Here is a 24,516-nt window from a genome sequence, read left to right as displayed (position 1 = left end):
AATGCGTGAGGGGGTGTGCGGTTTCCTAGCGACGTGCGCCCACAACCTTGACGTCATCGTATCCTCCCCATGAAATGGGGAGGATACCGCGAAGCGGTGGAGGGGTTCTTGACGCACGAAGGCTCCGTCTCGCGCGCCCGCATCCTGCGCCGCGCAATGACTCCGCCCGAAGCGCGACTGTGGGTCCATATACGCCGCCGTGCGCGGGATGGGCTGAGATTTCGCCGCCAGCATCCGGCGGGCGTCTATATGCTCGACTTCTATTGCGCCGAGGCGATGCTGGCCGTCGAGGTGGATGGCGAAAGCCACGAAGGCCGAGGCGAACACGACGCCCGACGCACGCGCTGGCTTGCGACCCAGGGCATTGCCGTCATCCGCGTCTCCGCCGAACAGGTGCGGGTGGACCTGGGTGACGTGCTCGATTTCATCGCCGACAGGGCGAGAGACCGAATTCGGGGCTGAAAAGACCTGTCTCCTCCCCATGAAATGGGGAGGTGGCGCGGCGCGCTTGCGCCGTGACGGAGGGGTTCTCCATCGCATTGCAGCCGTGGGACGTCAAGAGCCCCTCCACCACTTCGTGGTCCCCCTCCCCACAAGTGGGGAGGAGACAATGCAGCCCCTACCCCGCGATCCGGCCGAAATCGGCGACCTGGCCCATGACGTCGCGGACCTGGCCCAGCAGCTTCAGGCGGTTTTCGCGTTCGGCGGGGATGTCGGAGTTGACCAGAACGTCGTCGAAGAAGCGGTCCACGGGCGCGCGCAGGCGCGCCAGGGCCGTCATGGCGGCGGCGAAGTCCTCGGTCTCCAGCGCGGCCTCGACGGCGGTGCGGGCGGCGCCGACGGCGAATGCCAGGGTGGTCTCGGCCTCGGGCTGGTTCGGCAGGCCGGTCTGGACCATGCCGGTGGGCAGGGGGCCCTTCTTCTCCTCGGCGCGCAGGATGTTGGAGGCGCGCTTGTAGCCGGCCAGCAGATTGGCCCCGTCGTCGGTGGCGAGGAAGGCGGCCAGCGCCTCCACCCGACGCACGATGCGGACGAGGTCGTCGTCGCCCAAGGCGAAGACGGCGGCGACGAGGTCGTGGCGCTGGCCCTGGTCGCGCAGGAGGACGGTCAGGCGGTCGGCGAAGAAGGCGAGAATATCCTCCAGCACTTGCAAGCCGCCATTTACAACGTCGCTATCGGGGTCAGACAGCTCTTCACTTAGGTTTTGCTGCACCATCTCCAGAACCTCCCGAACGGAGGCTCCAAGATGCGTCCCTGAAAAACGATCGCCCAACGCCTCAAGCGCTTCGAGGTGGGTCGGGCCAAGAAGCGACCTCAACAACACCTTCAGGTGGGGGTGAAGTGCTATGGCAGAAATCTGCTCGAGTGGGAGACGCACCCCATTCTCCAGCACCAGCCGGATCACCCCCAACGCCGCTCTCCGCAGCGCGAACGGGTCCTTCGATCCCGTGGGCTTTTCGTCGATAGCGAAGAAGCCGACCAGGGTGTCCAGCTTGTCGGCCAAGGCGACGGCGACCGTGACGGGCGCGGTCGGAACCGTGTCGGCAGGGCCTTGGGGCTTGTAGTGGTCGCGCACGGCGTCGGCGATCGCGTCGGAATGGCCGGCGAGACGGGCGTAATAGCCGCCCATGATCCCCTGCAGTTCCGGGAATTCGCTGACCATGCCCGACAGCAGGTCGGCCTTGGACAGTTTTGCGGCAGTCTCCGCTTCATGCGGATCAGCGCCGACCAGCGGGGCGATCTCGCGCGCCAGGGCGGCGATGCGCTCGACGCGCTCGGCCAGGGTGCCCAGTTTGGCGTGGAAGGTGACGCCGGACAGTTTGGCGTTCCAGGCGTCGAAGCCGACCTTCTGGTCCTCGTCCCAGAAGAAGCGCGCGTCGTTCAGGCGGGCGGACAGGACGCGGCTATTGCCGGCGGCCAGGGCCTTGCCCCCGTCGGTGGCCTCGACATTGGCGACGACCAGGAAATTGGGCGCCAGGCCATCCTTGGACGGATCGCGGACGGCGAAATACTTCTGGTGCACCTTCATCGACAGGCGCACGACCTCGGGCGGCAGGGCCAGGAACTGCGGGTCCATGTCGCCCAGAATCGGGGTCGGCCATTCCGCCAGACCCGCCACCTCGTCCAGCAGGCCGTCGTCATCGACAAGGGCCAGGCCGCGCGCAGCGCAGGCGGCCTTGGCCTGTTCCAGAATGCGCAGCTTGCGATCGGCGACGTCCAGCAGGACGAAGTTCTTTTCCAGTTGGGTGCGATAATCGACGAAGTCGCTGACGCGCAGCAGCTCGCCGGAACCCAGGAAGCGGTGGCCCTCGGTGATCGCGTCGCTCTGAATCCCGTCGATCTCGAACGGAACCACCTGGCCGTCGAACAGGCAAAGAACGCGCTTGATCGGACGCACCCAGCGCAGCGTGCCGGACCCCCAGCGCATCGACTTGGGCCAGGGGAAGGTGCGGACGACCTGATCCACCGTCTCGGCGACCAGATCGGTCGTGGCGCGGCCCGTGGACGACAGGACGGCGAACAGGACGCCGTCGCGCTCGGTCAATTGATCGCGCGTCAGGCCGGTCTTGCGCAGAAAGCCTTCCAGCGCCTGTTCCGGGGCGGAGGCGCGCGGGCCCTTGACCTCTTCCTCGCGGTCCGGCGTGGCCGTGGGCAAGCCGTCGATCACCAAGGTCAGGCGGCGCGGACCGGCATAGGCCGTCAGCGCCTCCCACGTCAGGCCGGCGGCCTTCAGGCGGTCGGAGACCATACGCTCCAGGTCGCGCGCGGCGCCCTGCTGCATCCGGGCGGGGATTTCTTCGGAGAAGATTTCGAGGAGAAGTTGGGGCATCAGGGTCTCGAAACAGAAGAGTGGCCAGCGGTGCAGGCGGCGAAGAGCCCCTCCACCACGCTACGCGCGGTCCCCCTCCCCGCTGCGCGGGGAGGAGACGAGGCGACGCCGGTCTCCTCCCCATGACATGGGGAGGTGGCTCGGAGCGAAGCGGAGAGACGGAGGGGTTCTTGCGCGTCCCCCGTCATGCTTCGGCCCGTTCCCGCTCGACATAGGCCGTCGCGCAGGCTTTGCAGAGTTCGCGGATGCGGCCGATGTAGCTCTGGCGTTCGGCGACGGCGATGGCGCCGCGGGCGTCCATCAGGTTGAACAGGTGGCTCGCCTTCAGCACCTGGTCGTAGGCGGGCAGGACCAGCGGCTGATCCTGCGGCCCGCGCATGTCCAGCAGGCGCTGAACCTCGCCCACCATGTCCTCGAACCGGCGCTTCAGACCGTCAACGTCATAGCCGTGGAAGTTGGCTTCCGACTGCTGGCGTTCGTTCTCCAGGAAGACCTCGCCATAGGTCAGGCCCTCCTTGGTGAACTTGAGGTCATAGACGTTGTCCACGCCCTGGACGTACATGGCCAGACGTTCCAGCCCGTAGGTCAGTTCGCCCGAAACCACATCGACCTCGATGCCGCCGACGCCCTGGAAATAGGTGAACTGCGTCACCTCCATCCCGTCGCACCAGACCTCCCAGCCCAGCCCCCACGCGCCCACGGTCGGGTTCTCCCAGTCATCCTCGACGAAGCGGATGTCGTGCAGTTTCGGATCGATGCCGATGGCCGCCAGCGACCCCAGATACAGCGCCTGAAGGTTGTCCGGGTTCGGCTTCAGGATGACCTGGTATTGGTAATAGTGTTGGAGGCGGTTGGGGTTTTCGCCATAGCGGCCGTCGCCGGGGCGGCGGCTGGGCTGGACATAGGCGGCCTTCCACGGCTTGGAGCCGAGCGCGCGCAAGACGGTCGCGGGATGCAGCGTGCCGGCCCCGACCTCGATGTCATAGGGTTGCAGAATGGCGCAGCCCTGCTCGCCCCAATAGCGGTGGAGCGTCAGGATCAGGTCCTGAAACGCGAGCGGCTCGGTCGAGGTGGTCAAATCGGGCTCGTGGGGAGGGGCTGTAAAAAAGACGGCGGACCATAGGGCCCGCCGCCTTCCGCTTCAACACGCAGCGGCCGGCCATTTGGCGGCGTCGAGCGAAGAGCCGCCTTAAGACGCAGCCAGACAGGTTGGGCGAACCCACGCGGTCGGGTGGATTTCGGCCAGAATCCCCGCCGCCGCCTTGGCCGCCGCATCCGTCCGATAAAGGCCGAACACCGTCGCGCCCGAGCCGGACATGCGGGTCAGGGCCACGTCCGGCGTGTCCGCGACGGCGCGCAGGGCGTCGGCGATGGCGGGCGTCAGGGACACCGCCGGCGCCTCAAGATCATTGCGCTGGACCGAAAGCCAGTCGATCACCGCCTCCACGCTCCAGTCTGTGGGGGGCGCCGGGCGGTCCACCGATCTGACTGGCCCTGCGTCATAGGTGCGATAGACGGCGCCGGTCGGCGATGGGACGCCGGGATTGAACAGCACGGCGGGCAGCGGCGGCAGCCGGGGGTCGTCGGTCAGCACGTCTCCCCTCCCCTCGGCCCAGGCCGTGCGCATCCGCAGACACATCGGCCCGTCCGCGCCGACGACGCCCGCGACCGCCTCGAGCGCGTGGTCGTCGAGATCGAGCGCCAGGACGTCGCGCGCCAGTTTCAGCGCCGCGCCCGCATCGGACGATCCGCCGCCCAGCCCCGCCGCGATGGGCAGGTGCTTGTCCAGCGTGACCTTCAGTTTCGGCTCTCCGATGCCGCAGGTCTCGCCCAACTGACGCAGCGCGCGCAGGATCAGGTTGTCGTCCGTCGCGCCCAGCCCGCCGCCGAAAGGCCCGTCGACCGTCAGCGACAGACGATCCGCCGGCTCGACCGACACGCGATCCCCGACATCGGCGAAGGCGACCAGGCTGGACAGCTGATGATAGCCGTCAGCGTCCACCGCGCCGACGTGTAGGAACAGATTGATCTTGGCCGGCGCCAGGGCGGTCAGGGCAGGCATGACCTATTGCGCGACGCCCTGAGCGCTCGGCGCGCTGTCCAGCCCATTGGCGATCTTGCGTTCGACCTCGGCCCGACGTTCGGGTTCAGGCTCCAAAACCAGGACGCGATTCCACAGCCAGACGGCTTCGTGTTGACGGCCGACCTTCCAGTAGGCGTCGCCGAGGTGATCGTTGATCTCGGCGTTGGACGGTTCCTTGTCGACAGCCTCTTCCAGCGTGTTGACGGCGGTCTCGTACTGGCCCTGTTTGAACTGCGCCCAGCCCAGGGAATCCTGGATGTTGCCGTTGTCGGGCTCCAGCGCATGGGCGCGGGCGATCATTTCGGCGCCTTCCTGAACCCGCAGCCCCTTATCGACCCAGAGATAGCCGAGGTAGTTCAGCATGTCGGCGTCGTTCGGCGCGGTCTGAAGCGCGGCCCAAAGTTCGGCCTCGGCCTCGGGAACACGACCCAGCGCCTCATAGGCCGCGCCGCGCAGGAAGTGGACGCTGGCGCCCTGATCGGCGGTGTTCAGAAGCGGCCCGTCCAGCAGGCTCAGCGCCTCATCATGCTGTTTCAGTTGCATCAGCTGACCGGCCAGGACCAGGGCGATCTGGTGATCGTCGGGGCTGGCGGCGGCGGCGCGGCGCAGTTCGATGAGCGCGTCCTGCGACTGGCCATCCTCTTCCAGCGCGACGGCCAGCTGAGCGCGAGCGGCGGCGTAGAGTTGCGGATCGGCGTTCCCGACCCGCGACAGGGCGTTGCGGGCGGCGGATTTCAGACCGGCGCGGGAGAGCACCTGAGCCAGCTGGTATTCGGTCTCGTCATCGTCGTGCAGGTTCTGGGCGAGGCGCAGATAGACGGCGGCGAACTCGTTGCCGCGCTCGGCCGAAGCCTGTGCGGCGGCGGTGACCAGGCCCTGAGCGGCGCCTTCGCGAAAGTCGGGCAAAGCGGGCGGGCGCCCACCGTCTTTCAGCCGTTGCAGCGCGCGGGCCACGCCCGGATCGACGGGTTGGACCGCCATGGCGGCTTCATACAGGGCGACGGCGTCGCCGCGGCGACCGCGCCGTTCCAGAAACTCGCCATAGGGGCGTTTGAACAGGGCGCCGACGCCGGCGACTTCGGAAGCGGTCTTCAACTCGACCTCAGCCTCGGCATAGTCGCGACGTTTTTCCAGCAGGGCGGCGCGATTGATGCGGGCGAAGGCCAGGGTCAGGGGATCGCCGGCGGTCGGGACCGGCTGAAGCGCCCGGGTCCAGTCGCCCGCTGCGGCGGCGATCCACGGCGCGACCAGAAGACCGGCGCGGGCGTGCGGTGCGCCGATGGGCTGACGGGCCAGTTCGGCGTTCGGCGTCCTTGCGTCGCCGCGCACGAAGTCCTGCACCAGACGCACCAGCCGTCCGCCCTCGACGAACGCGGGAGACGCCGTCGCGTCGGTCGGGGCCAAGGCGGCCGCCACATCCAGATCGCCTGTCAGCAGGGCGGAGGTGAAGGCCTGTTCGCGCACGCGCGGCTGTTCCGGCGTCAGTCGTTCCGCCTGGGCCAGATAGTCAGAACCGCTCGCCCCCTCGCCCTGCATCAGGGCCAGCTTGCCCGCCAGATACAGACCATAGGCGCTGCGGCCCTCGGGGTTCGTCGGGATCGGCGCCCAGACGGCCGGGATCGCCGGCGTCGCGGGCGTGTCGGTGATGATGATGTGAGGATCGGGCGCGGCCTCGGTCGGCGCCTGAGCCGGTGCAGTCTGGCCCGGCGCCGTCTGGCTCGGCTCCAGGATGACGGCCGGCGGATGGGTCTCCGGCGTCGGGGCGGGCGGGGTCGTTTGCTGCGCCGAGGCGTGGCCGGCAAGCGCCAAGGCGAGGACGGTCAGGGACGCGGAGAACAGGCGAGAACGAGAGGCGATCATGCCCAGACCCTTCACGCTTTTGCAGCGGCGGGCAAGGGCGGAACGCCGCCCCTGCCCCGTTCCGTCACATGTTCGGATAGTTCGGACCGCCGCCGCCTTCGGGCGTGGTCCAGACGATGTTCTGCGATGGATCCTTGATGTCGCAGGTTTTGCAGTGGACGCAGTTCTGGGCGTTGATGACGAAGCGTGGATCGGCCTTTGCCGCCTCGTCGCCATAGACGACCTCGTACACGCCGGCCGGGCAGTAAAGCCGCGCCGGCTCGCCGTATTTGGGCAGGTTGACGCGGATCGGGATCGACGGATCCAGCAGCTTCAGGTGGGCCGGCTGGTCCTCGGCGTGGTTGGTGTTGGAGATGAACACCGACGACAGCTTGTCGAACGACAGCTTGCCGTCCGGCTTCGGATAGGCGATCGCCTTGTGGTCGGCGGCCAGGCCGGTCGAGGCGGCGTCGGTCTTTTCGTGCTTCAGCGTCGGGATCGGCGACAGGCCGCCGAACAGGGTGCGGCACCACATGTCGAACATGCCCAGCGCCCCGCCCAGCGTCGTGCCGAACTTGGACAGCAGGGGTTTGGCGTTGCGGACGACCGACAGCTCCTTATAGACCCAACTCTTTTCGAAGGCGGTCTGGTATTCAACCAGTTCGTCGCCCGCGCGCCCGGCCTGAACGGCGTCGTAAGCCGCGTCGGCGGCCAGCATGCCGGTCTTCATCGCGTTGTGGCTGCCCTTGATGCGGGGCACGTTCACGAAGCCGGCCGAACAACCGATCAGCACGCCGCCGGGGAAGCTCAGCTTCGGGATCGACTGCAGGCCGCCCTCGGTGATGGCGCGCGCGCCGTAGGAGATGCGTGTTGCGCCCTCCAGGTGCTGGGCGATCTCGGGGTGGTGCTTGAAGCGCTGGAACTCGTCGAACGGCGACAGGAACGGGTTCTCGTAGTTCAGGTGAACCACATAGCCGACGGCCACGTAGCGATCGCCGAAGTGATACAGGAAGCTGCCGCCGCCGGTGTGTTCGTCCAGCGGCCAGCCGGTCGTGTGCTGGGCCAGGCCGGGCTGGTGCTTGTCGGCCGGCACCTGCCACAACTCTTTCAGGCCGATGCCGTATTTCTGGGGCGACTTGCCGTCCTGAAGCTTGTGCCTGGCGATGATGGTCTTGGCCAGGGAGCCGCGCACGCCCTCGGCGATGAAGACATATTTGCCGTGCAGTTCGATGCCGGGCTGGAAGTCGCCGGTCGGCTTGCCCTCGCGGTCGATGCCGAAGACGCCGGCGACGACGCCCTTCACCTGACCCGTCTCTTCTTCCCAGACGACGTGGCTGGCGGCCATGCCGGGATAGACCTCGACGCCCAGAGCCTCGGCCTGCTCGCCCAGCCAGCGCGTAACGTTGCCCAGCGAGGCGATGTAGCAGCCGTGATTGTGCATGAAGGGCGGCATCAGCGGCATGGGCAGCGACGCCGACCCTTGCGGGCCCAGCAGCAGGAACTTGTCCTTTGTGACCGGCGTCTCCAGCGGCGCGCCGCGTTCTTTCCAGTCGGGGAACAGCTCGTTCAGCGCCTTGGGATCGATGACCGCGCCCGACAGGATGTGGCCGCCGACCTCGGCCGCCTTTTCCAGAACGGCGACGGTGATCTCCTTGCCGTCCTTTTCCGCGCGCTGCTTCAGTCGGATGGCCGCCGACAGGCCGGCCGGGCCGCCGCCGACGATCACGACATCATATTCCATGATCTCGCGCTCGACGCCGTTCAGCGCCTCGAGCGGCGGCAGATTGTCGATGATGGCGTCCTGACGGGCGTTCTCCGCGCCGCCTTCGATGGCGTCTTCGGCCATGGTTTCCCCTGAATCCCGGTTATCTGTGTGGTTATGCCGCTTATCGGAAGGTGACGCGAGGGCGGTCAAGGCTTATCGGTGGTTCGAGACATGAACGCGCAACCCCATGACATCGCTGCAGTCGAAAGCCTGCTCGCCTTCTGGCGGGATGCGGGGGTCGACGCCTGCTATGGCGATGCGCCCGTCGATCACACCCACATCGCCCCGCCTCCGGCCGTCAAGGCGGTGCAGAGGGCGACGGCCTCGGTCGTCATGCCCCTGGCCGGCGTCAACGCCGATGACGCCCTCGCCGAGGCGCGGCGGCTGGCCGCCGGCGCCGCGACGCTTCAGGATCTGGCGGCGGCGGTTGCGGCGTTCGAGGGCTGTCCGCTGCGCGGCATGGGCGCGACGCAATCGGTGTTCGGACGCGGCAACCCCAACGCCTCGGTCCTGATCGTCGGCGAAGGCCCCGGCGCGGAAGAGGACCGGGCGGGCCAACCCTTCGTCGGCAAGGCCGGGCAGTTGCTGGACCGGATGCTGGCGGCGGCGGGCCTGACCGACAAGGTCTTCATCACCAACACGGTCTTCTGGCGTCCCCCCGGCAACCGCACCCCCAGCCCTCAGGAACAGGCGGTGTGCGCGCCCTTTGTCGAGCGCGCCTTCGCCCTGCTGAAGCCCAGGGCCGTGCTGCTGCTGGGCGCAGCCTCGGCCAAGTCGGTGCTCGGCGCCGAGGAAGGCATCATGAAGCTGCGCGGCGCCTGGAAGGAATGGCGTCTGCTGGAAGGGGCGCTGTCGGCGCCCGTCATGCCGACCCTGCATCCCGCCTTCCTACTGCGTCAGCCACAAGCGAAACGACAGGTGTGGAGCGACCTGCTTTCGCTGGCCGTTCGCCTTGAAACGGACTCGGTTGAAGAACAAGGCTAATCGCGGCATGTTCGCATGCTGACGACCGATCGCCATACACGCGCCTGTATCTTACGCGCGTCGCCAACGAGGGGGCCGCCGCTTATGTTTCTGTTCCGCCGCGCGATCCTCGCGTCGACGCTTGTCCTTGCGTTCTGCGCCGCCACGACGGCCGCGACCGCCGAGACGCCCTACGGATCAACCGCTGAAGCCGGCGCCGGTTCCGTGCGCCCCACCGCGCTGAGTTCCGCCGACCGAATCTCCTACACCACCGCCTTCGACGCCCTGCGCCGCGGCGACATTGAGACCGCTCGCACCGCCGCGCGCCAGGCGCAGGACCGCGTGCTGCTGGGTCAGGTCGAGTTCGAGAGCCTGTTCCATCCCGATCATGTCGCCACCTACGAAGAGCTGACGACCTGGCTTGAGACCTATTCCGATCTGCCGTGCGCGGACCGCGTCTACACGCTGGCGCTGCGTCGTCGACCCGACGGCGCCCCCGAGCCGGTGCGTCCCGGCGGCGTGATCGGCCGCACCTGGAACAGTCTGGTCAGCGCCGTGTCCGGCGACGGCGGCGTCACCGATCCGGCCAAGGCGGCGCGCGTGGCCTACAACAACGACGACCTGACCGGCGCCTCGGCCCTGGGTCGCCAGATCGGCGACTGGTGGACGGTCGGCCTGGCGGAATGGCGTCTGGGCCAGTTCCACGAATCCTTCGCCGCCTTCGAACGTGTCGCCAACGATCCGACCGAGGACGCCTGGGTGCGCGCCGGCGCCGCCTTCTGGACCGCGCGCGCCGCCGCCCAGTCGGGTCGTCAGGATCGCGTCACCGACTATCTGCGCCTGTCGGCCCAGTGGCCGGCCACCTTCTATGGCCAGATCGCCCTGCGTCAGCTCGGCGAAGAGCCGACGATCGAGAACATGGGGCCGCGCGCCTATGAGGCCGAGCCGCGCCTGCGCCGCGCCGCCTATGTGCCCCAGAGCGCCGCCGTCGAACCGACCGCCCTGGAAGCCTTCGTCCAGGCCGACGCCCGCGCCAAGCGCACCGTCGCCTTCTATGAGGTCGGGCGCAACGCCGACGCCGAGACCGAGCTGCGATCCGGCCTGCGCACCGCCGTCGGCGATGCGGCCAAGATGTGGACCGCCCTGGCGCGCGCCATCCTGCCGATCAACACCTCGGCCGAAGCCAGCCGCATCGACGCGACCCGTTATCCGATGCCGGACCTGGCGCCCGAAGGCGGCTTCGTCATCGAGCGGGCGCTGGTGTACGCCCTGGCGCGCAAGGAAACCGACTTCAATCCGAACGCCCGCTCCAGCGTCGGCGCCTATGGGCTGATGCAGGTCATGCCGACGACGGCGGCCGAAATGACCGGCGATCGCACCTTCGTCTCGGACCCGACCAAGCTGCTGGTTCCGGCGGTCAACATGCGTCTGGGCCAGGCCTATATCAATAAGATGCTGGCCCTGCCGGCCTTCCAGGGCGATCTGTTGCGGGCCGTGGCCTCCTACAACGCCGGCCCTGGTCCGATGCTGGCGGCGGTCAGGAAGCTGGGCGCGGACGCCGATCCCCTGCTGCTGATCGAGACGATCGACGTACCCCAGGCGCGCGACTACGTCGAAAAGGTCATGGCCAGCTACTGGATCTATCAGCGCCTGTTCGGCGGCCCGCTGAAGACGCTGGACGCCGTCGCATCGGGCGCGCGCGCCGTTCCGATGGCGCTGGATTACGTCGCCCCGCCGCCGCAGGCGGAGCCGGTCCAGATCGCCGAGACCACGCCCATCGCCGGCGCGCGCTGACCTCTTAGAAGACCGCGAACAGCAGGCTGGCCCAAAACGCCGCCCCGACCAGGGCCGCAAGCCCATAGGCCATAACCGGATTGAGGCCGCGCCCAGCGGCTTGGGTCGGAGGGCTGGACAGGATCGGGCTCGTCATGCCCTTAGAGATAACAGCGTCCACTTAACGCTGCGTCAGCCGGGATGGTTGTCGCGCGTTAAGCCCAGCGCGTCGGCTTCCCACTCAAGAAAATGCGGATGAGCCAGCAAGGTCTCGGCATAGGTCCGGGCCGTGCCGTCGTCGCCGTGGGCGGCGAGGTCCAGCTGGAAATGGCGGATGCGGGCGGCGACCGGCGTGAAAAAGGCGTCCGGCACGGACCAGTCGCCGAACAGATACGGCCCGCTCGCGCCGAACCGGTCACGCAGGCTCCGCCACAGTTCGACGATCCGGCGCAAATCCTTGGCCAGGCCCGGATGGTCCGGCGCCGGCGCGCGACTTGGGCCGACCATCCAGTGATCCGGGCCGGTCGAACAGGCCGTGCGCAGGGCGGTGAAGCCGCCATGCATCTCGCACGCCGCCGAACGCGCCAGCCAGCGCGCATGGGCGTCCGACGGCCAGAGGCGGGCTTGCGGATAGCGTTCTGCCGCCCAGACGGCGATGGCCATCGAATCCCAGATCACCTCGCCCTCGACCTTCAGCACCGGGACAAGGCCGGACGGCGAATGCTCGCGGATGCGTTGATCGGTGTCGGGCTGATTCAGCGGCACGATGATCTCGTCGAAGACCGCGCCGCAATGCTTCAGCACCAGCCACGGCCGCAGCGACCACGTCGAATAGGCCTTGTCGCCGATCACCAGTTCCATCACGCGTCTCCTGTCGCCGCCATCAATGGCTCGCCGCCCGCCTCGGCACAACCACCACCAAGGCGTCGCCCGCGATCCGAGCGGCGTGCGAGAAGCGCGCTGAATCTGGAACAAGGGCTGTCAAAGTCAGTCTCGCGGCCCCGCCAAACCTTGACTCCGCGCCCCCCACGACCGACACGACCCGCCCATGATCACGCGCTACTCCCGCCCCGTCGCCGCCGCCATCTGGTCCCAGGACACCAAGTACAAGATCTGGTTCGAGATCGAGGCCCATGCCGCCACCAAGATGGCCGAGCTGGGCGTGATCCCCAGGGAATCGGCCGACGCCATCTGGGCCAAGGGCAAGGATGCGACCTTCGACGCCGACCGCATCGACGAGATCGAACGCACCACAAAACACGACGTCATCGCCTTCCTGACGCACGTCGCCGAGATCGTCGGCGAGGAAGCGCGCTTCCTGCACCAGGGCATGACCTCTTCGGATGTGCTGGACACCTGTTTCGCGGTCCAGCTGGCGCGCTCGTCGGACCTGCTGATCGAGGGCGTCGATCGGGTTCTGGCCGCGCTGGAGACCCGCGCCAAGGAGCATAAATACACCCCGACCGTGGGCCGTTCGCACGGCATCCACGCCGAGCCGGTGACCTTCGGTCTGAAGCTGGCCGGCTATCACGCCGAGTTCCAGCGCGCCAAACGCCGCCTGATCACCGCCAAGGAAGAGATCGCCACCTGCGCCATCTCGGGCGCCGTCGGCACCTTCGCCAATGTCGACCCGGCGATCGAGCAATATGTCGCCGACCAGATGGGCCTGACGGTCGAGCCGGTCTCGACCCAGGTGATCCCACGCGACCGCCATGCCGCCTTCTTCGCCGCCCTGGGCGTCGTCGCCAGCTCGGTCGAGCGTCTCGCCGTCGAGATCCGCCACCTGCAGCGCACCGAAGTCCTCGAAGCCGAGGAGTTCTTCGACAAGGGCCAGAAGGGCTCGTCGGCCATGCCGCACAAGCGCAACCCGATCCTGACCGAGAACCTGACCGGCCTGGCCCGTCTGGTCCGTTCGGCCGTGACGCCCGCCATGGAGAACGTCGCCCTGTGGCACGAGCGCGACATCAGCCACTCCTCGGTCGAACGCGGTATCGGCCCGGACGCCACCATCCACCTGGACTTCGCCCTGCACCGTCTGGCCAATGTGGTCGAGCGACTGAACGTCTACCCTGAGAACATGCAGAAGAACATCGACCGCCTGGGCGGTCTGGTGTACTCGCAACGGGTGATGCTGGCCCTGACCCAAGCCGGCGTGTCGCGCGAAGACGCCTATGCCGCCGTTCAGGAAAACGCCATGAAGGTCTGGCGCGGAGAAGGCGCCTTCCTGGATTTCCTGAAGGCCGACGACCGCGTCACCCTGCCCGCCGACCAGCTCGAAGCCCTGTTCGACCTCGGCTACCACACCAAGAACGTGGACGTGGTGTTCAAGCGGGTGTTTGGAGAGGGGTGATCCCCGCCCAGTTGGCAGATCGCCGCATCGGCTTCCCGCCCGTCGTCGATGCGGCCACACGCCTCTTGATCCTTGGCAGCCTGCCCGGCGACGCCTCGCTGAAGGCGGCGCAGTATTACGCCCATCCGCGCAACGCCTTCTGGCCGCTGATCGGCGGCGTGTTGGGCGAAGACCTTGCGGTCCTGCCCTACGAGCAGCGTCTTGCCCGATTGAAGGCGCGCGGCGTCGGTCTATGGGACGTGATTGCTTCGGCGGAGCGGTCGGGCAGCCTGGATGCGGCGATCCGCTCACCGGAGGCGGCCGATCTTAGAAGTCTGATCGACGGCCTGCCTGCGCTGAGGGCGGTAACCTTCAATGGAAAGCTGGCGGCCAAGCTGGGGCGACGCATTATTGGCGACGTCAACGGTGTTCGCTTGATTGATCTGCCGTCGTCCAGTCCCGCTCATGCGGTGGGGATGACAATCAAGGCCAGCTCGTGGAGTTCGTTGACAGATATCGTCTCGACCTAAGTCTTTCGCTGCAAAGCAGCAAAAGAAACTGCGCATAGTATTTGAATGGTCAAGCTGCGATAACTTGTCGCGCGACACGCATCCATTGTTCGGTCTGACGCGTAACGTTCCTGTTACCGCCTTGAGAGCGGCCCAATGGGAACGAAACACAATGACAAATCTTCGCAATCTGATGCTCGTCGCCGTGTCCGGCGGCGCGCTGATGGCGCTGGGCGCCTGCAACAACAACGAACCAGCCGCCACGACCCCGGCTGAGTCGACCGCCATGGCTCCTGCTGAGGGCGCCGCAATGGCTCCTGCAACCGATCCGATGGTGGGCGGCGCAGCCATGAGCCCCAACGAGACCATCGTCGCCAACGCCTCCAAGGCCTCCAACCTCAGCACCCTGGTGTCCGCCGTTCAAGCCGCTGGCCTGGTCGAGACTCTGCAGGGTCCCGGCCCGTTCACGGTCTTCGCCCCTGACAACGCCGCTTTCGAGAAGATCCCCGAGGCGACGCGCACCAGCCTGATGCAGCCGGCGATGAAGGCGGATCTGACCAAGATCCTGACCTATCACGTGGTCGCCGGCCGTCTGACGGCCGCCGATATCGCCGCCCAGGCCCAGGCCAACGGCGGCACAGCCACGCTGAAGACGGTTCAGGGTGAAGAACTGAAGGTTTCGGCCGGCCCGAACAACACCTGGGTCATTACCGACGCCAAGGGCGGCAAGTCCACGATCACCCAGGCCGACGTGGGCCAATCGAACGGCGTCGTCCACGTCGTCGACACGGTTCTGATGCCGTAAAAAATATTTGGTTTCGGGCGGCGACGCCTGAAACCAAATCTCGGCCCTGGTGTTCTTCAGGGGCGCGAGACGCACAGTACGCCGGGTGAGACATTCCCCCAACGTCCCCGGCAAGAAGAAAGGGCCGCACTTTCCCCCGGGTGCGGCCCTTTCGAATCCTCAGATCAGTCCAAAGACCGAGACGATTACTCGCCGGCGCGAATCTGCTCGCGGGCGATCGAGGCCAGTTCGTCGATCTTGGAGCGAATCTCGCCCTCCGAAACCGACAGCCCCGAGGCCTTGAAGTCGCCGGCGACCTTGCGGAACACGTCCTCGTCGCCAGGCTGTTCGAAATCGGCGCGGACCACGGCGGCGGCGTACTGGTCCCCGCTTTCGCTGGACAGGCCCATCTTTTCCGCAGCCCAAAGGCCCAGCATCCGGTTGCGCCGGGCGATGGCCTTGAACTCCTGCTCCTGATCGAGGGCGTATTTGGCTTCGAAGGCCTTTTCCCGATCGTCGAAGGTCGTCATTTCGCTCAGCAAAGCTCCGTCCACCCCGCTAACGTCGGGGCAAGCGCCGTCTATAGACCGCCCGACCGTGAACGCAACCTGACTTCCGTCGCATGGACATCCTGTCCCCAATGATTGCGGCGCCGGCATCCTCATTTGTGTCGCGGGCCGCCTTCGGCTAAGGAGACCTCGAACGAGATTGACTGCCCGAACGATTCCGAAACGCGCCGCCAGGACCGGGTCTTCCCCCTCCACATATGGCCGCGCGATTTTTGTTTCTGGAGGGCGCCCGTAAGCCGGGACCGGACCATGAACAGCAAGCGCAAGAAGATCTACGAGGGCAAGGCCAAGATCCTGTACGAAGGACCCGAGCCCGGCACCCTGATCCAGTATTTCAAGGACGACGCCACCGCCTTCAACGCGCAGAAGAAGGCCGTTCTCGAAGGCAAGGGGGTAGTGAACAACCAGATCAGCGAGTTCATCATGTCGCGCCTGAACGGCATCGGCGTGACCAATCACTTCATCAAGCGCCTGAACCTGCGCGAGCAGCTGATCCGCGAAGTCGAGATCATTCCGCTGGAGGTCGTGTGCCGCAACATCGTCGCCGGCTCGATGAGCCAGCGCCTGGGTATCGAGGAAGGCACGCCCCTGCCCCGCTCGATCATCGAATTCTACTACAAGAAGGACGAGCTCAACGACCCGATGGTCACCGAAGAGCACATCACCGCCTTCAACTGGGCCTCGACCCAGGAGCTGGACGACATGCTGGCGATGACGGTGCGGGTGAACGACTATCTGTCGGGCATGTTCAGCGCCGTCGGCATCACCCTGGTCGACTTCAAGATCGAGTTCGGCCGGGTGTGGGAAAACGACTTCAGCCGCGTCCTGCTGGCCGACGAGATCAGCCCCGACAGCTGCCGCCTGTGGGACACGGCCTCGGGTGAGAAGCTGGACAAGGACCGCTTCCGCCGCGATCTAGGCGACGTCATCGAGAGCTATACCGAAGTCGCGCGTCGCCTGGGCATCATGAAGGGCATGCCGACGGTGATCCAGGGAGGACTGCACTGATGGCCCCAACCTCCTCAAGCAAGGTAAAGGTTCACGTCTTCCTCAAGCCCGGCGTCCTGGACGTTCAAGGCAAGGCCGTCGAAGGCGCCTTGCAGGGCCTGGGTTGGTCGGGCGTCTCCAACGCCCGCGTCGGCAAGCTGATCGAGTTCGACCTCGACGGCGCCGAAGACCCGCAAGGCGAAGCCAAGAAGATGTGCGAGCAGCTGCTCGCCAATACGGTGATCGAAAGCTACCGCATCGAGGCGGCGTAAACTCTGCTGTCTCCTTTCCCATGTCGCGGGAAGGAGACAGTTGCATCCTTCGATATCGACGCCAGTTTAGCAGACGGCTTGATTGACGGAGCGCCCATGACCTTCACCCTTACCTCCACCGACATCCAGGACGGCGGCGTGCTGCCGGACGCCCAGGTTCACGCCAAGGGCAACGCCTCGCCTCAACTGTCTTGGTCAGGCGCGCCGGAGGGGACCAAGAGCTATGCGATCACCTGCTATGATCCCGATGCGCCGACCGGCTCGGGCTTCTGGCACTGGACAGTGGCCAATATTCCGGCGGATGTGACCGAGCTGCCGGCCGGCGCCGGCTCGCCGAGCGGGCATCTGCCGCATACCGCCGTCCAGGGCCGCACCGACTATGGTCAGCCCGGCTTTGGCGGCGCCGCCCCACCGCCCGGCCATGGCCCGCACCGCTACATCTTCACCGTCTTCGCCGTGGATGTGGAGAGCCTGGAGGTCACGGCCGACGATTCCGGCGCCGTGTTCGGCTTCAATCTGCACTTCCACACCCTGGCCAAGGCGTCGATCACCGCGACCTACGAAAACAAAGCGTGATCGGTGCGGGGCGGCGTCGCCCTTGTGGCGTCATGAACGCTGATTAGTGTGCGGCGCAACATGACAGACGCTGCCCTCGACACCGCCCTTCCCGTCCGCTCGCGCGGGGCGGTCGCCCTCGTGCTGATCGCCCTGGCCATGGGCGGGTTCGCGATCGGCGTGACCGAGTTCGCGGCCATGAGCGTCCTGCCCGACTTCGCTGCGGGTCTAGGCGTCGATGCGCCCACTGCGGGCCATGTCATCAGCGCCTATGCCGCCGGCGTCGTGGTCGGCGCGCCGATCCTGGCGGTTCTGGGCGCACGGTATCCACGCTGGTTGCTTTTGATCGCCTTCATGGCCCTGTTCGCCATCGGCAATGTGGCCAGCGCCCTGGCCCCGACCTATCACTGGATGCTGGTCTTCCGTTTCTTAAGCGGCCTGCCGCACGGGGCCTATTTCGGCGTGGCGGCCCTGGTCGCGGCCTCCATCGTGCCCCTGCATTTCCGCACGCGCGCGGTTTCGACCATCCTGATGGGACTGACGGTCGGGACCGTTCTGGGCGTGCCCGTCGTCAACATCATCAGCCACGCCCACGGCTGGCGCTGGACCTTCGCCATCGTCGGCATGCTGGCCGTCGTCGCCATCGCCCTGGTCGCCCTGTTCGCACCGCGCGATCCGGCCCATCCCGACGCCAGCCCGTGGCGCGAGCTGGGCGCGTTGAAGCGCAGCCAGGTCTGGCTGACGCTGGGCGTCGGCGCCATCGGCTTTGGCGGCATGTTCGCGGTCTACGCCTATCTCGCCTCGACCTTGCAGTCCGTCACAGGCATCGGCCCAGCCCTGATGCCGTGGGTTTTCGCGGTGTTCGGCATCGGCATGTTCGTCGGCAACATCCTGGGCGCCTGGGCGGCGGACCATCTGGGGTTCAAGGCGGCGGGCGGCCTGTTGCTATGGAGTGCAGCGGCGCTGGCCCTGTATCCGCTAGCGGCGCCCCACCTGTGGGCCGTGACGGTCGTGGTCTTCCTGATCGGGGGCGGGGGCGGCCTGGGTTCGATCCTGCAGACGCGGCTGATGGATGTCGCCGGCGACGCGCAGACCCTGGCGGCGGCGCTCAACCATTCGGCGTTCAACACGGCCAACGCCATCGGCCCGCTGCTCGGCGGAATGGCGATCGCGGCCGGCTACGGTTGGGCCTCGACCGGCTGGGTCGGCATGGGCCTGTCGCTGGGCGGCTTTGTCATCTTCCTGATCGCCTGGCTGACGGGTCGCGCGCGCGCAACGGCCTGACAAGGCGAAAGAAGCCTGCTAAAGGCCCGCGCCATGAGCGCAGCCGTCATCGTCTTCCCCGGTTCCAACTGTGATCGCGACTGCAAGGTCGCCGTCGAACGCTCCACCGGCGAGCCGGTCTCTATGGTGTGGCACGCCGAGACCGAACTGCCCCAGGGCCTGGACCTGATCGTCATTCCCGGCGGCTTCTCCTACGGCGACTATCTGCGCTGCGGCGCCATGGCGGCCCAATCGCCGGTGATGCAGGCGGTCAAGAAGGCCGCGGACGACGGCGTCGCAGTCGTCGGCATCTGCAATGGCTTCCAGATCCTGTGCGAGGCCGGAATGCTGCCGGGCGCCCTGCTGCGCAACAAGGGTCTGAAATACGTCTGCAAGCCCATCGCCCTGAACGTCGCAAACGGCCAGACTCGCTTCACCGCCGGCTATCAGGGCCAGTGCGAAGTGACGATGACCCAGGGCAACGGCGACGGAAACTTCTTCGCCGACGCCGAAACCCTGGCCCGGATCGAGGGCGAAGGTCAGGTGGTCTTCCGCTACGTCGAGAACCCCAACGGCTCGGTCAACGACATCGCCGGCATCCAGAACGCGCGCGGCAATGTCCTAGGCATGATGCCCCACCCGGATCGCGCCTTCGAAGCCGAACTGGGCTCCGCCGACGGCGCGACCCTGTTCCAGAGCATCTACGCGGCCGCTTGATCAGTCGGCGTCGTCGACGCCCTGAACGGCCAGGCTTTCGTCCAGTTCGTCAGCGTCCGTCGATACGCCGTCTTCAGAGCTTTCGTCCTCGTCGGGCGTGATCACGCCGCCCGGTTCGCGCTGGGCCGCCAGTTCGCGGGCGCCGACGCCGAGGCCCTGTTCAATGGCGCGGTTGGCGGCGACTTCGTCTTCGAGCGAGGGCTGGGTGTTTTCGATATCGGCCATGATGGGCTCCTAAGTGTGGATTGCATCTGACAACCACACGGTCGGGCCGATTGTTCCTAACGGCCGAAAAACGGCTCCAGACTGGCGCGGGACAGCGGATGGAAGATCAGGAACTGACCGTCCACCGTCACCGTGACCTCATGCGCTTGCGGACGTTGCAGCAGGGCCGGGTCGTCGAGCGACACGGCGCGACCCGAAGCGATATCGCGCGCATCCAGGGGCGGCGTCGTCGGCCGCCCGTTCTCGTTGGCGAGAGCCGACAGGAAACCCCGCACCTCATTGGCCTGCTGCTGAGGCGTCAGGGCCGCGCGAACGCGTGACCACGCGGTCTCGACAGAGGCCGGCAGCGGCGCTCCGGTCGTTTGCGCGGACGCCTGCCCCGCTCCCACGACGATCGCGATCAACAGAGCCGGCAGGGAGCCTTTCAGCGTCATGTCGAGCAGGATGAAGCCGCCGGCCGCCAATGCAAGCTTCACTTTTCTGGCTGTCGCGGTGAACCTTCCACCAAGGCAAGGCGTAAAGGTCAGACAAGCGTCGCACTGGAAATTGAATGTCTTCCATCATCCGTCCCACGCCCCGCCAACGCACGCGTCGTCTGGTCGTCCTGGCCGCCGCCCTTTTCGCCATCGTCGTGCCCCTGGTTCAGAACCTGTCCGGCTTTGGCCTCACGCAGGCCGAGTTCGCCGCCGACGGCGCCAGCACCCTGCGCGTTGCGGGCTACGCCTTCTCGATCTGGGGCCTGATCTATATCGGCATTCTGGCCTATGCGATCCGTCAGGCCCTGCCGCAGACGGGCGAAAGCCCGCTGCTGGGCCGGATGGGCCTGCCGTCCGCCGTCGCCTTCTTCGGCATCGGCTTCTGGATCATCGTGGCGGCCCTGAACCTGAAGGCCGCCAGCGTGGGCGTGATCTTCGCCTCGCTGATCGCGCTGTTGCTGCCGATGCTGGCCGTATCCGGCCACATCCGCGCGCTGGGGATGTTCGATCGCGAGCGCATCCTGCTGGTCTGGCCGCTGGCGGCCTTGGCGGGCTGGCTGACGGTTGCTGCGCCGCTGAACCTGATCACGACGGCGACCGCGTTCAACGCCCTGCCCGCCGCCCTGTCGCCTGACCTGTGGGCCATCGTCGCCATCGTCGCCGTCACGGTCGTCGCCTTGGCGGTGACGGCGGTGCTGCGCACCCTCGCCTATCCGCTGCCGACGGCCTGGGGTCTTCTAGGCGCATTCGTCGCCGAGCAGGGTGACAAGCCGACCGTCGCCTTCACGGCCCTGGCCGGCGCGATCGTCCTGCTGATCGGCGGCCTGCTGCTGACCTTCCGCCTGCGACCCGGCGTCGAACGCGCTCGCTAAGCCTCATGGTTTGTCGGTGACCGCGTCGTCCTGAGGCGCGTGGTCATCGGCGCCCACGTCGAAGGCGCCGGTTTCGTCGAAGCCGACGCTGCCGACCCCGACGGCCGAGCCGGTCAGCCGCTGACGACGGCTGGCCAGAGCCGCTTCGGGCGCTGCGGCGTCCATCTGTGCGGTAGTTTTTGGATCATTTGAACGATCCATCTGCTGGCCCGAGGCCGGGACGATGCGGTCGGTGTGGGGCTTGCTCACGCCTCGTCCTCCTCGGCGTCATCGGCCTGTTTCTGAGCCCGTTCGGCCAGGGCGGAGGCGCCGGCGTCGTCGGCGGCGATCTCGGGCAGGTCGTCGTCTTCGGGGGTGGCGGCGGGGTCGATGGGCGTGTCGGTCATGGCGGCTCCTTTGGCTGTCGGCGGAATCAACCACCTGCGATGGACGATGTTCCCCGTTCTTGCGCCGCGCGGGCTGACATTCGGCCCATCTGCGGCTAGAAGCGCCGCCCATGAGCGCTCCGCAAAAGACCCCCCAGAAGTCGATGGCTGAACTGGCCGCCGAATACGGCCTGGCCCCCAATGAATATCAAGTCGTCCTCGACCGGCTGGGGCGCGAGCCCAACCACGTCGAGTTGGGCGTCTTCTCGGTCATGTGGTCCGAGCACTGCTCCTACAAGTCGTCCAAGATCCACCTGGGCAAGTTCCCCACGACCGGCGAGCGCGTCATCTGCGGGCCGGGCGAGAACGCCGGCGTGATCGACATCGACGACGGCGACGCCTGCATCTTCAAGATGGAGAGCCACAACCACCCGTCCTACATCGAACCTTATCAGGGTGCGGCGACGGGCGTGGGCGGCATCATGCGCGACGTCTTCACCATGGGCGCGCGGCCGGTGGCCCTGCTGAACGCCCTGCGCTTCGGCGATCCCAGCCATGAGAAGACCAAGCGCCTGGTCAAGGGCGTGGTCTCCGGCATCGGCGGCTACGGCAACTGCGTCGGCGTGCCAACGGTCGCCGGCGAGACCAACTTCCACAAGGGTTACAACGGCAACATCCTGGTCAACGCCATGTGCGTCGGCCTGGCCCGGGCCGACGAAATCTATTATTCGGCCGCGCCGGAGGCGGGCCATGACGTCGTCTATTTCGGGTCCAAGACCGGTCGCGACGGCATCCACGGCGCCACCATGTCCTCGACCGAGTTCGACGACGAGTCGGAGGCCAAGCGCCCCACGGTCCAGGTCGGCGACCCCTTCGCCGAAAAACTGCTGATCGAGGCGACACTGGAGCTGATGGCGTCCGGGGCCGTCGCCGCCATTCAGGACATGGGCGCGGCGGGCCTGACCTCTTCATCCGTCGAAATGGCGGGCAAGGGCGGCGTCGGCATCGAACTGAACCTCGATAAGGTGCCACAGCGCGAAACCGGCATGACGGCCTATGAGATGATGCTGTCGGAAAGCCAGGAGCGGATGCTGGCGGTGCTGAAGCCCGGCTATGAAGACGTCGGCTATCGCATCTTCCAGAAGTGGGGCCTGGACTTCGCCATTATCGGCAAGACCACCGACACCGGCCATCTGGTGCTGAAGCATCACGGCGAAACCGTCTGCGACGTGCCGCTGGCGCCCCTGTTCGACGACGCGCCACTGTACGACCGCCCCTGGGTCCAGCCGGAGCTTCAGCCCAAGCTCAATCACTCGGACATTCCCGCGCCCGAGAACTGGGCCGATGCGGTGATGAAGGTCGTCGCCTGCCCCGACATGGCCTCCAAGCGCTGGATCTGGGAACAGTACGACCGCCACGTCATGGCCGACACGCTTCAGGACTCCTCGACCGGCGCCGACGCCGGCGTGGTGCGCGTGCATGGCACCGACAAGGGTCTGGCCGTCACCTCGGACTGCACCCCGCGCTATGTCCAGAACGACCCCTATGAGGGCGGCAAACAGGCGGTGGCAGAGGCCTGGCGCAACCTGACGGCCGTGGGCTCGCGTCCGATCGCCATCACCGACAACCTGAACTTCGGCAATCCGCAGCGCCCGGAGATCATGGGCCAGATCGTTCGCGCCATCGACGGCATGGCCGAGGCCTGCCGCGAACTGGTCTTCCCGGTCGTGAGCGGAAACGTGTCGCTCTATAACGAAACCAACGGCGTCGCCATTCCGCCGACCCCGACCGTGGGCGCCGTCGGCCTGCTGCCCAACTACGATGTGGTGACCGGCTTCTCGACCATGGCCGAGGGCGATGCGCTGGTCCTGATCGGCCAGACTCAGGGCGAACTGGGCGCCTCCATCTATCTGCGCGAGGTCCTGGGCCGCGAGGACGGCGCCCCGCCGGCCGTCGATCTGAGGCTGGAAAAGAAGACCGGCGATTTCGTGCGCGACCGGATCGAGGCGGGCGAGTTGACCGTGGTCCACGACCTCTCGGACGGCGGCCTGATCGGCGCCGCGGCCGATCTGGTGCTGGCCTCCGACGTCGGCGTGACCCTGGACGCCTCCAGCGCGGCCCACGCCCACATCTTCCTGTTCGCCGAGGATCAGGCCCGTTACCTGGTCGCTGTCCCCGACGCCGACGCCATCATCGCCAAGGCGCGCGAGGCGGGTCTGCACGCTTCGGTCGTCGGCCATGCGGGCGGAGCCGCCTTCGCCTCCAAGGGCGACAAGGGCGAACTGTTCAGCATCCCCGTCGCCCATCTGCGCGAATGGCATGAAGGCTGGATGCCGGGTTGGCTGGGCGACGCGGCATGATCCGCGTCCTGACGCCGCTCGTCCTGCTGGGCCTGCTGAGCGGCTGCGACGGCGGCGGCGATCCGGTGCAGCAGGCGCTGCGCGACACCTCCGCCGCCAACCAGGCCGCGGCGGCGCGCACGACGGAACAGATGGAAGCCGCGGGTCATGCCGGTCACGATATGGGCGGCCCCACCCCGGGCACCACATCCGGAGACAAAGCCTTCGCCGCCTCCGAGGCCGAGATGCACCGCAAGATGGCCGCCGCCTCGGGTCAGACGATCGACCAGGCCTATGTCGCCAAGATGATCGCCCACCACAAAGGCGCCGTCGCCATGGCCAAGGTCGCCCTGCGCGACAGCCGCGACCCCGAAATCCGCCGCATGGCCCAGAGCGTCGTCGACACGCAGACGCGCGAGATCGCCGAGATGAAGGCTTGGACGCCGACCACCCCTCCGGCGAACTGAGATTGGCCAAGGGACCCTATCGCGGCGGCGGAAAGCCAGCGGGGCCCACCCGCACCAAGGCCGCGTCGCCTGGGCGGCCGTCTTTTAAGCCTTCGCAGATCACCAGAAACGAGCTGAAGCATTTCGCCTTTCGCGATCGCTCCAAAGAGGCGTTTCTGGACGAGCTGGATCCCCTGCTCCGCGCCTGTTTCAAAAGCGGCTTCACCCGGCCCAACGAGGTCGCCGGCCTGCTGAACAAGGCCGGCAAGAGCACCGCCTGCGGCCAGCCGTGGACGCCTCACCTGGTCTGGGTTCTCCAACGCTTTCTGTTCGAACGGCGCGAAAAGAAGAGAGCGGCTCAAGCCGCTCCCCCCGCAGCGACGGTTTCGAAACCCGTCGTCTCCAGCCAGCGCGCGAAAGACCTGGCCGCCGAAGATATGACGAGGTTGCTCGCCGCGATCGGCAGGGCGCGCCCGCCGCGTTGACGTCGCATTGATCCCGCATGAACGCTGGAGCCGGATGGCGCGTTTCAGAGGCGATGCGCCTGGCTGAACC

27 protein-coding genes are annotated in these 24,516 nt (G+C 67.0%); 15 read left to right on the top strand and 12 right to left on the bottom strand.

What is annotated here, in order from left to right; genetic code table 11:
• Positions 1-108 precede the first annotated feature (108 nt).
• Positions 109-462 carry an endonuclease domain-containing protein gene (locus DT343_RS16160; protein WP_258522602.1) on the top strand — a complete coding sequence of 118 codons (354 nt, stop codon included), beginning with the start codon at positions 109-111 and terminating at the stop codon, positions 460-462.
• A 157-nt stretch (positions 463-619) separates the two neighbouring features.
• Here DT343_RS16160 and glyS read toward each other — a convergent pair whose 3' ends face one another.
• The 5 genes from glyS to DT343_RS16135 form a co-directional block, all read right to left on the bottom strand.
• Complete coding sequence (gene glyS / locus DT343_RS16155; protein WP_112863673.1) at positions 620-2,830, bottom strand: glycine--tRNA ligase subunit beta; 2,211 nt, start codon at positions 2,828-2,830, stop codon at positions 620-622.
• Between the two features lie 184 nt (positions 2,831-3,014).
• Complete coding sequence (locus tag DT343_RS16150) at positions 3,015-3,908, bottom strand: glycine--tRNA ligase subunit alpha (RefSeq protein ID WP_112863672.1); 894 nt, start codon at positions 3,906-3,908, stop codon at positions 3,015-3,017.
• A gap of 111 nt (positions 3,909-4,019) precedes the next feature.
• Entirely contained in the window at positions 4,020-4,892 is an 873-nt protein-coding gene (locus tag DT343_RS16145) for a 4-(cytidine 5'-diphospho)-2-C-methyl-D-erythritol kinase (protein WP_112863671.1), read from the bottom strand.
• Positions 4,893-4,895: 3 nt separating this feature from the next.
• Entirely contained in the window at positions 4,896-6,773 is a 1,878-nt protein-coding gene (locus tag DT343_RS16140) for a tetratricopeptide repeat protein (protein ID WP_112863670.1), read from the bottom strand.
• Positions 6,774-6,837: 64 nt separating this feature from the next.
• Positions 6,838-8,493 (bottom strand): electron transfer flavoprotein-ubiquinone oxidoreductase, encoded by a 1,656-nt coding sequence (locus DT343_RS16135; RefSeq protein ID WP_181669233.1) that lies wholly within the window; start codon positions 8,491-8,493, stop codon positions 6,838-6,840.
• A gap of 195 nt (positions 8,494-8,688) precedes the next feature.
• Between DT343_RS16135 and DT343_RS16130 the strand changes: the two genes are divergently transcribed.
• The gene (locus DT343_RS16130) at positions 8,689-9,501 is read left to right on the top strand and encodes a uracil-DNA glycosylase (protein WP_112863668.1); all 813 of its coding nucleotides are present in this window, start codon (positions 8,689-8,691) and stop codon (positions 9,499-9,501) included.
• Positions 9,502-9,585: 84 nt separating this feature from the next.
• Complete coding sequence (locus DT343_RS16125; protein ID WP_112863667.1) at positions 9,586-11,274, top strand: lytic transglycosylase domain-containing protein; 1,689 nt, start codon at positions 9,586-9,588, stop codon at positions 11,272-11,274.
• Between the two features lie 4 nt (positions 11,275-11,278).
• On the opposite strand, the gene DT343_RS17845 is transcribed toward DT343_RS16125, so the two are convergent.
• Positions 11,279-11,410: a hypothetical protein gene (locus DT343_RS17845; RefSeq protein WP_258522601.1), complete on the bottom strand. Its 132-nt coding sequence runs from the start codon at positions 11,408-11,410 to the stop codon at positions 11,279-11,281.
• Positions 11,411-11,445: 35 nt separating this feature from the next.
• Positions 11,446-12,114 carry a glutathione S-transferase family protein gene (locus tag DT343_RS16120; RefSeq protein WP_112863666.1) on the bottom strand — a complete coding sequence of 223 codons (669 nt, stop codon included), beginning with the start codon at positions 12,112-12,114 and terminating at the stop codon, positions 11,446-11,448.
• Between the two features lie 187 nt (positions 12,115-12,301).
• Here DT343_RS16120 and purB point away from each other — a divergent pair, with 187 nt between their 5' ends.
• The 3 genes from purB (at position 12,302) to DT343_RS16105 (ending at position 14,896) form a co-directional block, all read left to right on the top strand.
• Complete coding sequence (purB, locus tag DT343_RS16115; RefSeq protein WP_112863665.1) at positions 12,302-13,603, top strand: adenylosuccinate lyase; 1,302 nt, start codon at positions 12,302-12,304, stop codon at positions 13,601-13,603.
• Positions 13,600-14,112, top strand: a complete 513-nt coding sequence (locus DT343_RS16110) for a DNA-deoxyinosine glycosylase (RefSeq protein ID WP_439897232.1) — start codon at positions 13,600-13,602, stop codon at positions 14,110-14,112. The genes purB and DT343_RS16110 overlap by 4 nt, the downstream gene beginning before the upstream one ends.
• A 151-nt stretch (positions 14,113-14,263) precedes the next feature.
• Positions 14,264-14,896, top strand: a complete 633-nt coding sequence (locus DT343_RS16105; protein ID WP_112863664.1) for a fasciclin domain-containing protein — start codon at positions 14,264-14,266, stop codon at positions 14,894-14,896.
• Between the two features lie 185 nt (positions 14,897-15,081).
• On the opposite strand, the gene DT343_RS16100 is transcribed toward DT343_RS16105, so the two are convergent.
• The gene (locus DT343_RS16100) at positions 15,082-15,405 is read right to left on the bottom strand and encodes a DUF1476 domain-containing protein (RefSeq protein ID WP_026108355.1); all 324 of its coding nucleotides are present in this window, start codon (positions 15,403-15,405) and stop codon (positions 15,082-15,084) included.
• 288 nt (positions 15,406-15,693) lie between these two features.
• On the opposite strand from DT343_RS16100, the gene purC reads away from it, so the two are divergent.
• From purC to purQ, 5 genes are all read left to right on the top strand, one after another.
• Positions 15,694-16,452 (top strand): phosphoribosylaminoimidazolesuccinocarboxamide synthase, encoded by a 759-nt coding sequence (purC, locus tag DT343_RS16095; RefSeq protein ID WP_017504770.1) that lies wholly within the window; start codon positions 15,694-15,696, stop codon positions 16,450-16,452.
• Positions 16,452-16,703: a phosphoribosylformylglycinamidine synthase subunit PurS gene (gene purS / locus DT343_RS16090; protein ID WP_112863663.1), complete on the top strand. Its 252-nt coding sequence runs from the start codon at positions 16,452-16,454 to the stop codon at positions 16,701-16,703. Before purC ends, purS begins: the two co-directional genes overlap by 1 nt.
• 96 nt (positions 16,704-16,799) lie before the next feature.
• Positions 16,800-17,279, top strand: a complete 480-nt coding sequence (locus DT343_RS16085; protein ID WP_112863662.1) for a YbhB/YbcL family Raf kinase inhibitor-like protein — start codon at positions 16,800-16,802, stop codon at positions 17,277-17,279.
• 60 nt (positions 17,280-17,339) lie between these two features.
• Positions 17,340-18,542, top strand: a complete 1,203-nt coding sequence (locus tag DT343_RS16080) for an MFS transporter (protein WP_112863853.1) — start codon at positions 17,340-17,342, stop codon at positions 18,540-18,542.
• Between the two features lie 33 nt (positions 18,543-18,575).
• Complete coding sequence (gene purQ / locus DT343_RS16075; RefSeq protein ID WP_112863661.1) at positions 18,576-19,238, top strand: phosphoribosylformylglycinamidine synthase subunit PurQ; 663 nt, start codon at positions 18,576-18,578, stop codon at positions 19,236-19,238.
• Here the strand turns inward: purQ and DT343_RS16070 are convergent, their stop codons facing one another.
• Positions 19,239-19,463 (bottom strand): hypothetical protein, encoded by a 225-nt coding sequence (locus DT343_RS16070; RefSeq protein ID WP_112863660.1) that lies wholly within the window; start codon positions 19,461-19,463, stop codon positions 19,239-19,241. It abuts the gene before it with no gap.
• Positions 19,464-19,519: 56 nt separating this feature from the next.
• Entirely contained in the window at positions 19,520-19,939 is a 420-nt protein-coding gene (locus tag DT343_RS16065; protein WP_220116751.1) for a hypothetical protein, read from the bottom strand.
• 74 nt (positions 19,940-20,013) lie between these two features.
• Here DT343_RS16065 and DT343_RS16060 point away from each other — a divergent pair, with 74 nt between their 5' ends.
• The gene (locus tag DT343_RS16060) at positions 20,014-20,811 is read left to right on the top strand and encodes a hypothetical protein (protein ID WP_112863658.1); all 798 of its coding nucleotides are present in this window, start codon (positions 20,014-20,016) and stop codon (positions 20,809-20,811) included.
• 3 nt (positions 20,812-20,814) lie between these two features.
• On the opposite strand, the gene DT343_RS16055 is transcribed toward DT343_RS16060, so the two are convergent.
• Entirely contained in the window at positions 20,815-21,060 is a 246-nt protein-coding gene (locus DT343_RS16055; RefSeq protein WP_066623472.1) for a Tat pathway signal protein, read from the bottom strand.
• Entirely contained in the window at positions 21,057-21,197 is a 141-nt protein-coding gene (locus DT343_RS17540; RefSeq protein ID WP_153922446.1) for a hypothetical protein, read from the bottom strand. Before DT343_RS17540 ends, DT343_RS16055 begins: the two co-directional genes overlap by 4 nt.
• Positions 21,198-21,307: 110 nt before the next feature.
• On the opposite strand from DT343_RS17540, the gene purL reads away from it, so the two are divergent.
• Genes purL through DT343_RS16040 form a run of 3 tightly spaced genes read left to right on the top strand, consistent with a single transcriptional unit; the run spans position 21,308 to position 24,446 of the window.
• Positions 21,308-23,536, top strand: coding sequence for a phosphoribosylformylglycinamidine synthase subunit PurL (purL, locus tag DT343_RS16050; protein WP_112863657.1), 2,229 nt, complete (start codon positions 21,308-21,310; stop codon positions 23,534-23,536).
• A complete protein-coding gene (locus DT343_RS16045; RefSeq protein WP_181669218.1) occupies positions 23,533-23,982 on the top strand; it encodes a DUF305 domain-containing protein in 450 nt (149 codons plus the stop codon). Before purL ends, DT343_RS16045 begins: the two co-directional genes overlap by 4 nt.
• Complete coding sequence (locus DT343_RS16040; protein WP_146756776.1) at positions 23,952-24,446, top strand: hypothetical protein; 495 nt, start codon at positions 23,952-23,954, stop codon at positions 24,444-24,446. The genes DT343_RS16045 and DT343_RS16040 overlap by 31 nt, the downstream gene beginning before the upstream one ends.
• The last annotated feature ends 70 nt before the right edge of the window (positions 24,447-24,516 follow it).

Origin of the sequence: Brevundimonas vesicularis, from assembly GCF_900445985.1 — a bacterium.
GTDB classification, from domain to species: domain Bacteria; phylum Pseudomonadota; class Alphaproteobacteria; order Caulobacterales; family Caulobacteraceae; genus Brevundimonas; species Brevundimonas vesicularis_D.
This window is presented reverse-complemented; position numbering and strand designations above follow the sequence as displayed.

Bases quoted from the DNA above. Each gene is read 5' to 3' on its own strand.
- glyS (WP_112863673.1), bottom strand. From the start codon at position 2,830: ATGCCCCAACTTCTCCTCGAAATCTTCTCCGAAGAAATCCCCGCCCGG.
- DT343_RS16085 (WP_112863662.1), top strand. From the start codon at position 16,800: ATGACCTTCACCCTTACCTCCACCGACATCCAGGACGGCGGCGTGCTG.
- DT343_RS16145 (WP_112863671.1), bottom strand. From the start codon at position 4,892: ATGCCTGCCCTGACCGCCCTGGCGCCGGCCAAGATCAATCTGTTCCTA.
- DT343_RS16060 (WP_112863658.1), top strand. From the start codon at position 20,014: ATGTCTTCCATCATCCGTCCCACGCCCCGCCAACGCACGCGTCGTCTG.
- purS (WP_112863663.1), top strand. From the start codon at position 16,452: ATGGCCCCAACCTCCTCAAGCAAGGTAAAGGTTCACGTCTTCCTCAAG.
- DT343_RS16135 (WP_181669233.1), bottom strand. From the start codon at position 8,493: ATGGAATATGATGTCGTGATCGTCGGCGGCGGCCCGGCCGGCCTGTCG.
- DT343_RS16140 (WP_112863670.1), bottom strand. From the start codon at position 6,773: ATGATCGCCTCTCGTTCTCGCCTGTTCTCCGCGTCCCTGACCGTCCTC.
- purQ (WP_112863661.1), top strand. From the start codon at position 18,576: ATGAGCGCAGCCGTCATCGTCTTCCCCGGTTCCAACTGTGATCGCGAC.
- DT343_RS16100 (WP_026108355.1), bottom strand. From the start codon at position 15,405: ATGACGACCTTCGACGATCGGGAAAAGGCCTTCGAAGCCAAATACGCC.
- purB (WP_112863665.1), top strand. From the start codon at position 12,302: ATGATCACGCGCTACTCCCGCCCCGTCGCCGCCGCCATCTGGTCCCAG.
- DT343_RS16080 (WP_112863853.1), top strand. From the start codon at position 17,340: ATGACAGACGCTGCCCTCGACACCGCCCTTCCCGTCCGCTCGCGCGGG.
- DT343_RS16125 (WP_112863667.1), top strand. From the start codon at position 9,586: ATGTTTCTGTTCCGCCGCGCGATCCTCGCGTCGACGCTTGTCCTTGCG.
- DT343_RS16105 (WP_112863664.1), top strand. From the start codon at position 14,264: ATGACAAATCTTCGCAATCTGATGCTCGTCGCCGTGTCCGGCGGCGCG.
- DT343_RS16130 (WP_112863668.1), top strand. From the start codon at position 8,689: ATGAACGCGCAACCCCATGACATCGCTGCAGTCGAAAGCCTGCTCGCC.
- purL (WP_112863657.1), top strand. From the start codon at position 21,308: ATGAGCGCTCCGCAAAAGACCCCCCAGAAGTCGATGGCTGAACTGGCC.
- purC (WP_017504770.1), top strand. From the start codon at position 15,694: ATGAACAGCAAGCGCAAGAAGATCTACGAGGGCAAGGCCAAGATCCTG.
- DT343_RS17845 (WP_258522601.1), bottom strand. From the start codon at position 11,410: ATGACGAGCCCGATCCTGTCCAGCCCTCCGACCCAAGCCGCTGGGCGC.
- DT343_RS16120 (WP_112863666.1), bottom strand. From the start codon at position 12,114: ATGGAACTGGTGATCGGCGACAAGGCCTATTCGACGTGGTCGCTGCGG.
- DT343_RS16070 (WP_112863660.1), bottom strand. From the start codon at position 19,463: ATGGCCGATATCGAAAACACCCAGCCCTCGCTCGAAGACGAAGTCGCC.
- DT343_RS16045 (WP_181669218.1), top strand. From the start codon at position 23,533: ATGATCCGCGTCCTGACGCCGCTCGTCCTGCTGGGCCTGCTGAGCGGC.
- DT343_RS17540 (WP_153922446.1), bottom strand. From the start codon at position 21,197: ATGACCGACACGCCCATCGACCCCGCCGCCACCCCCGAAGACGACGAC.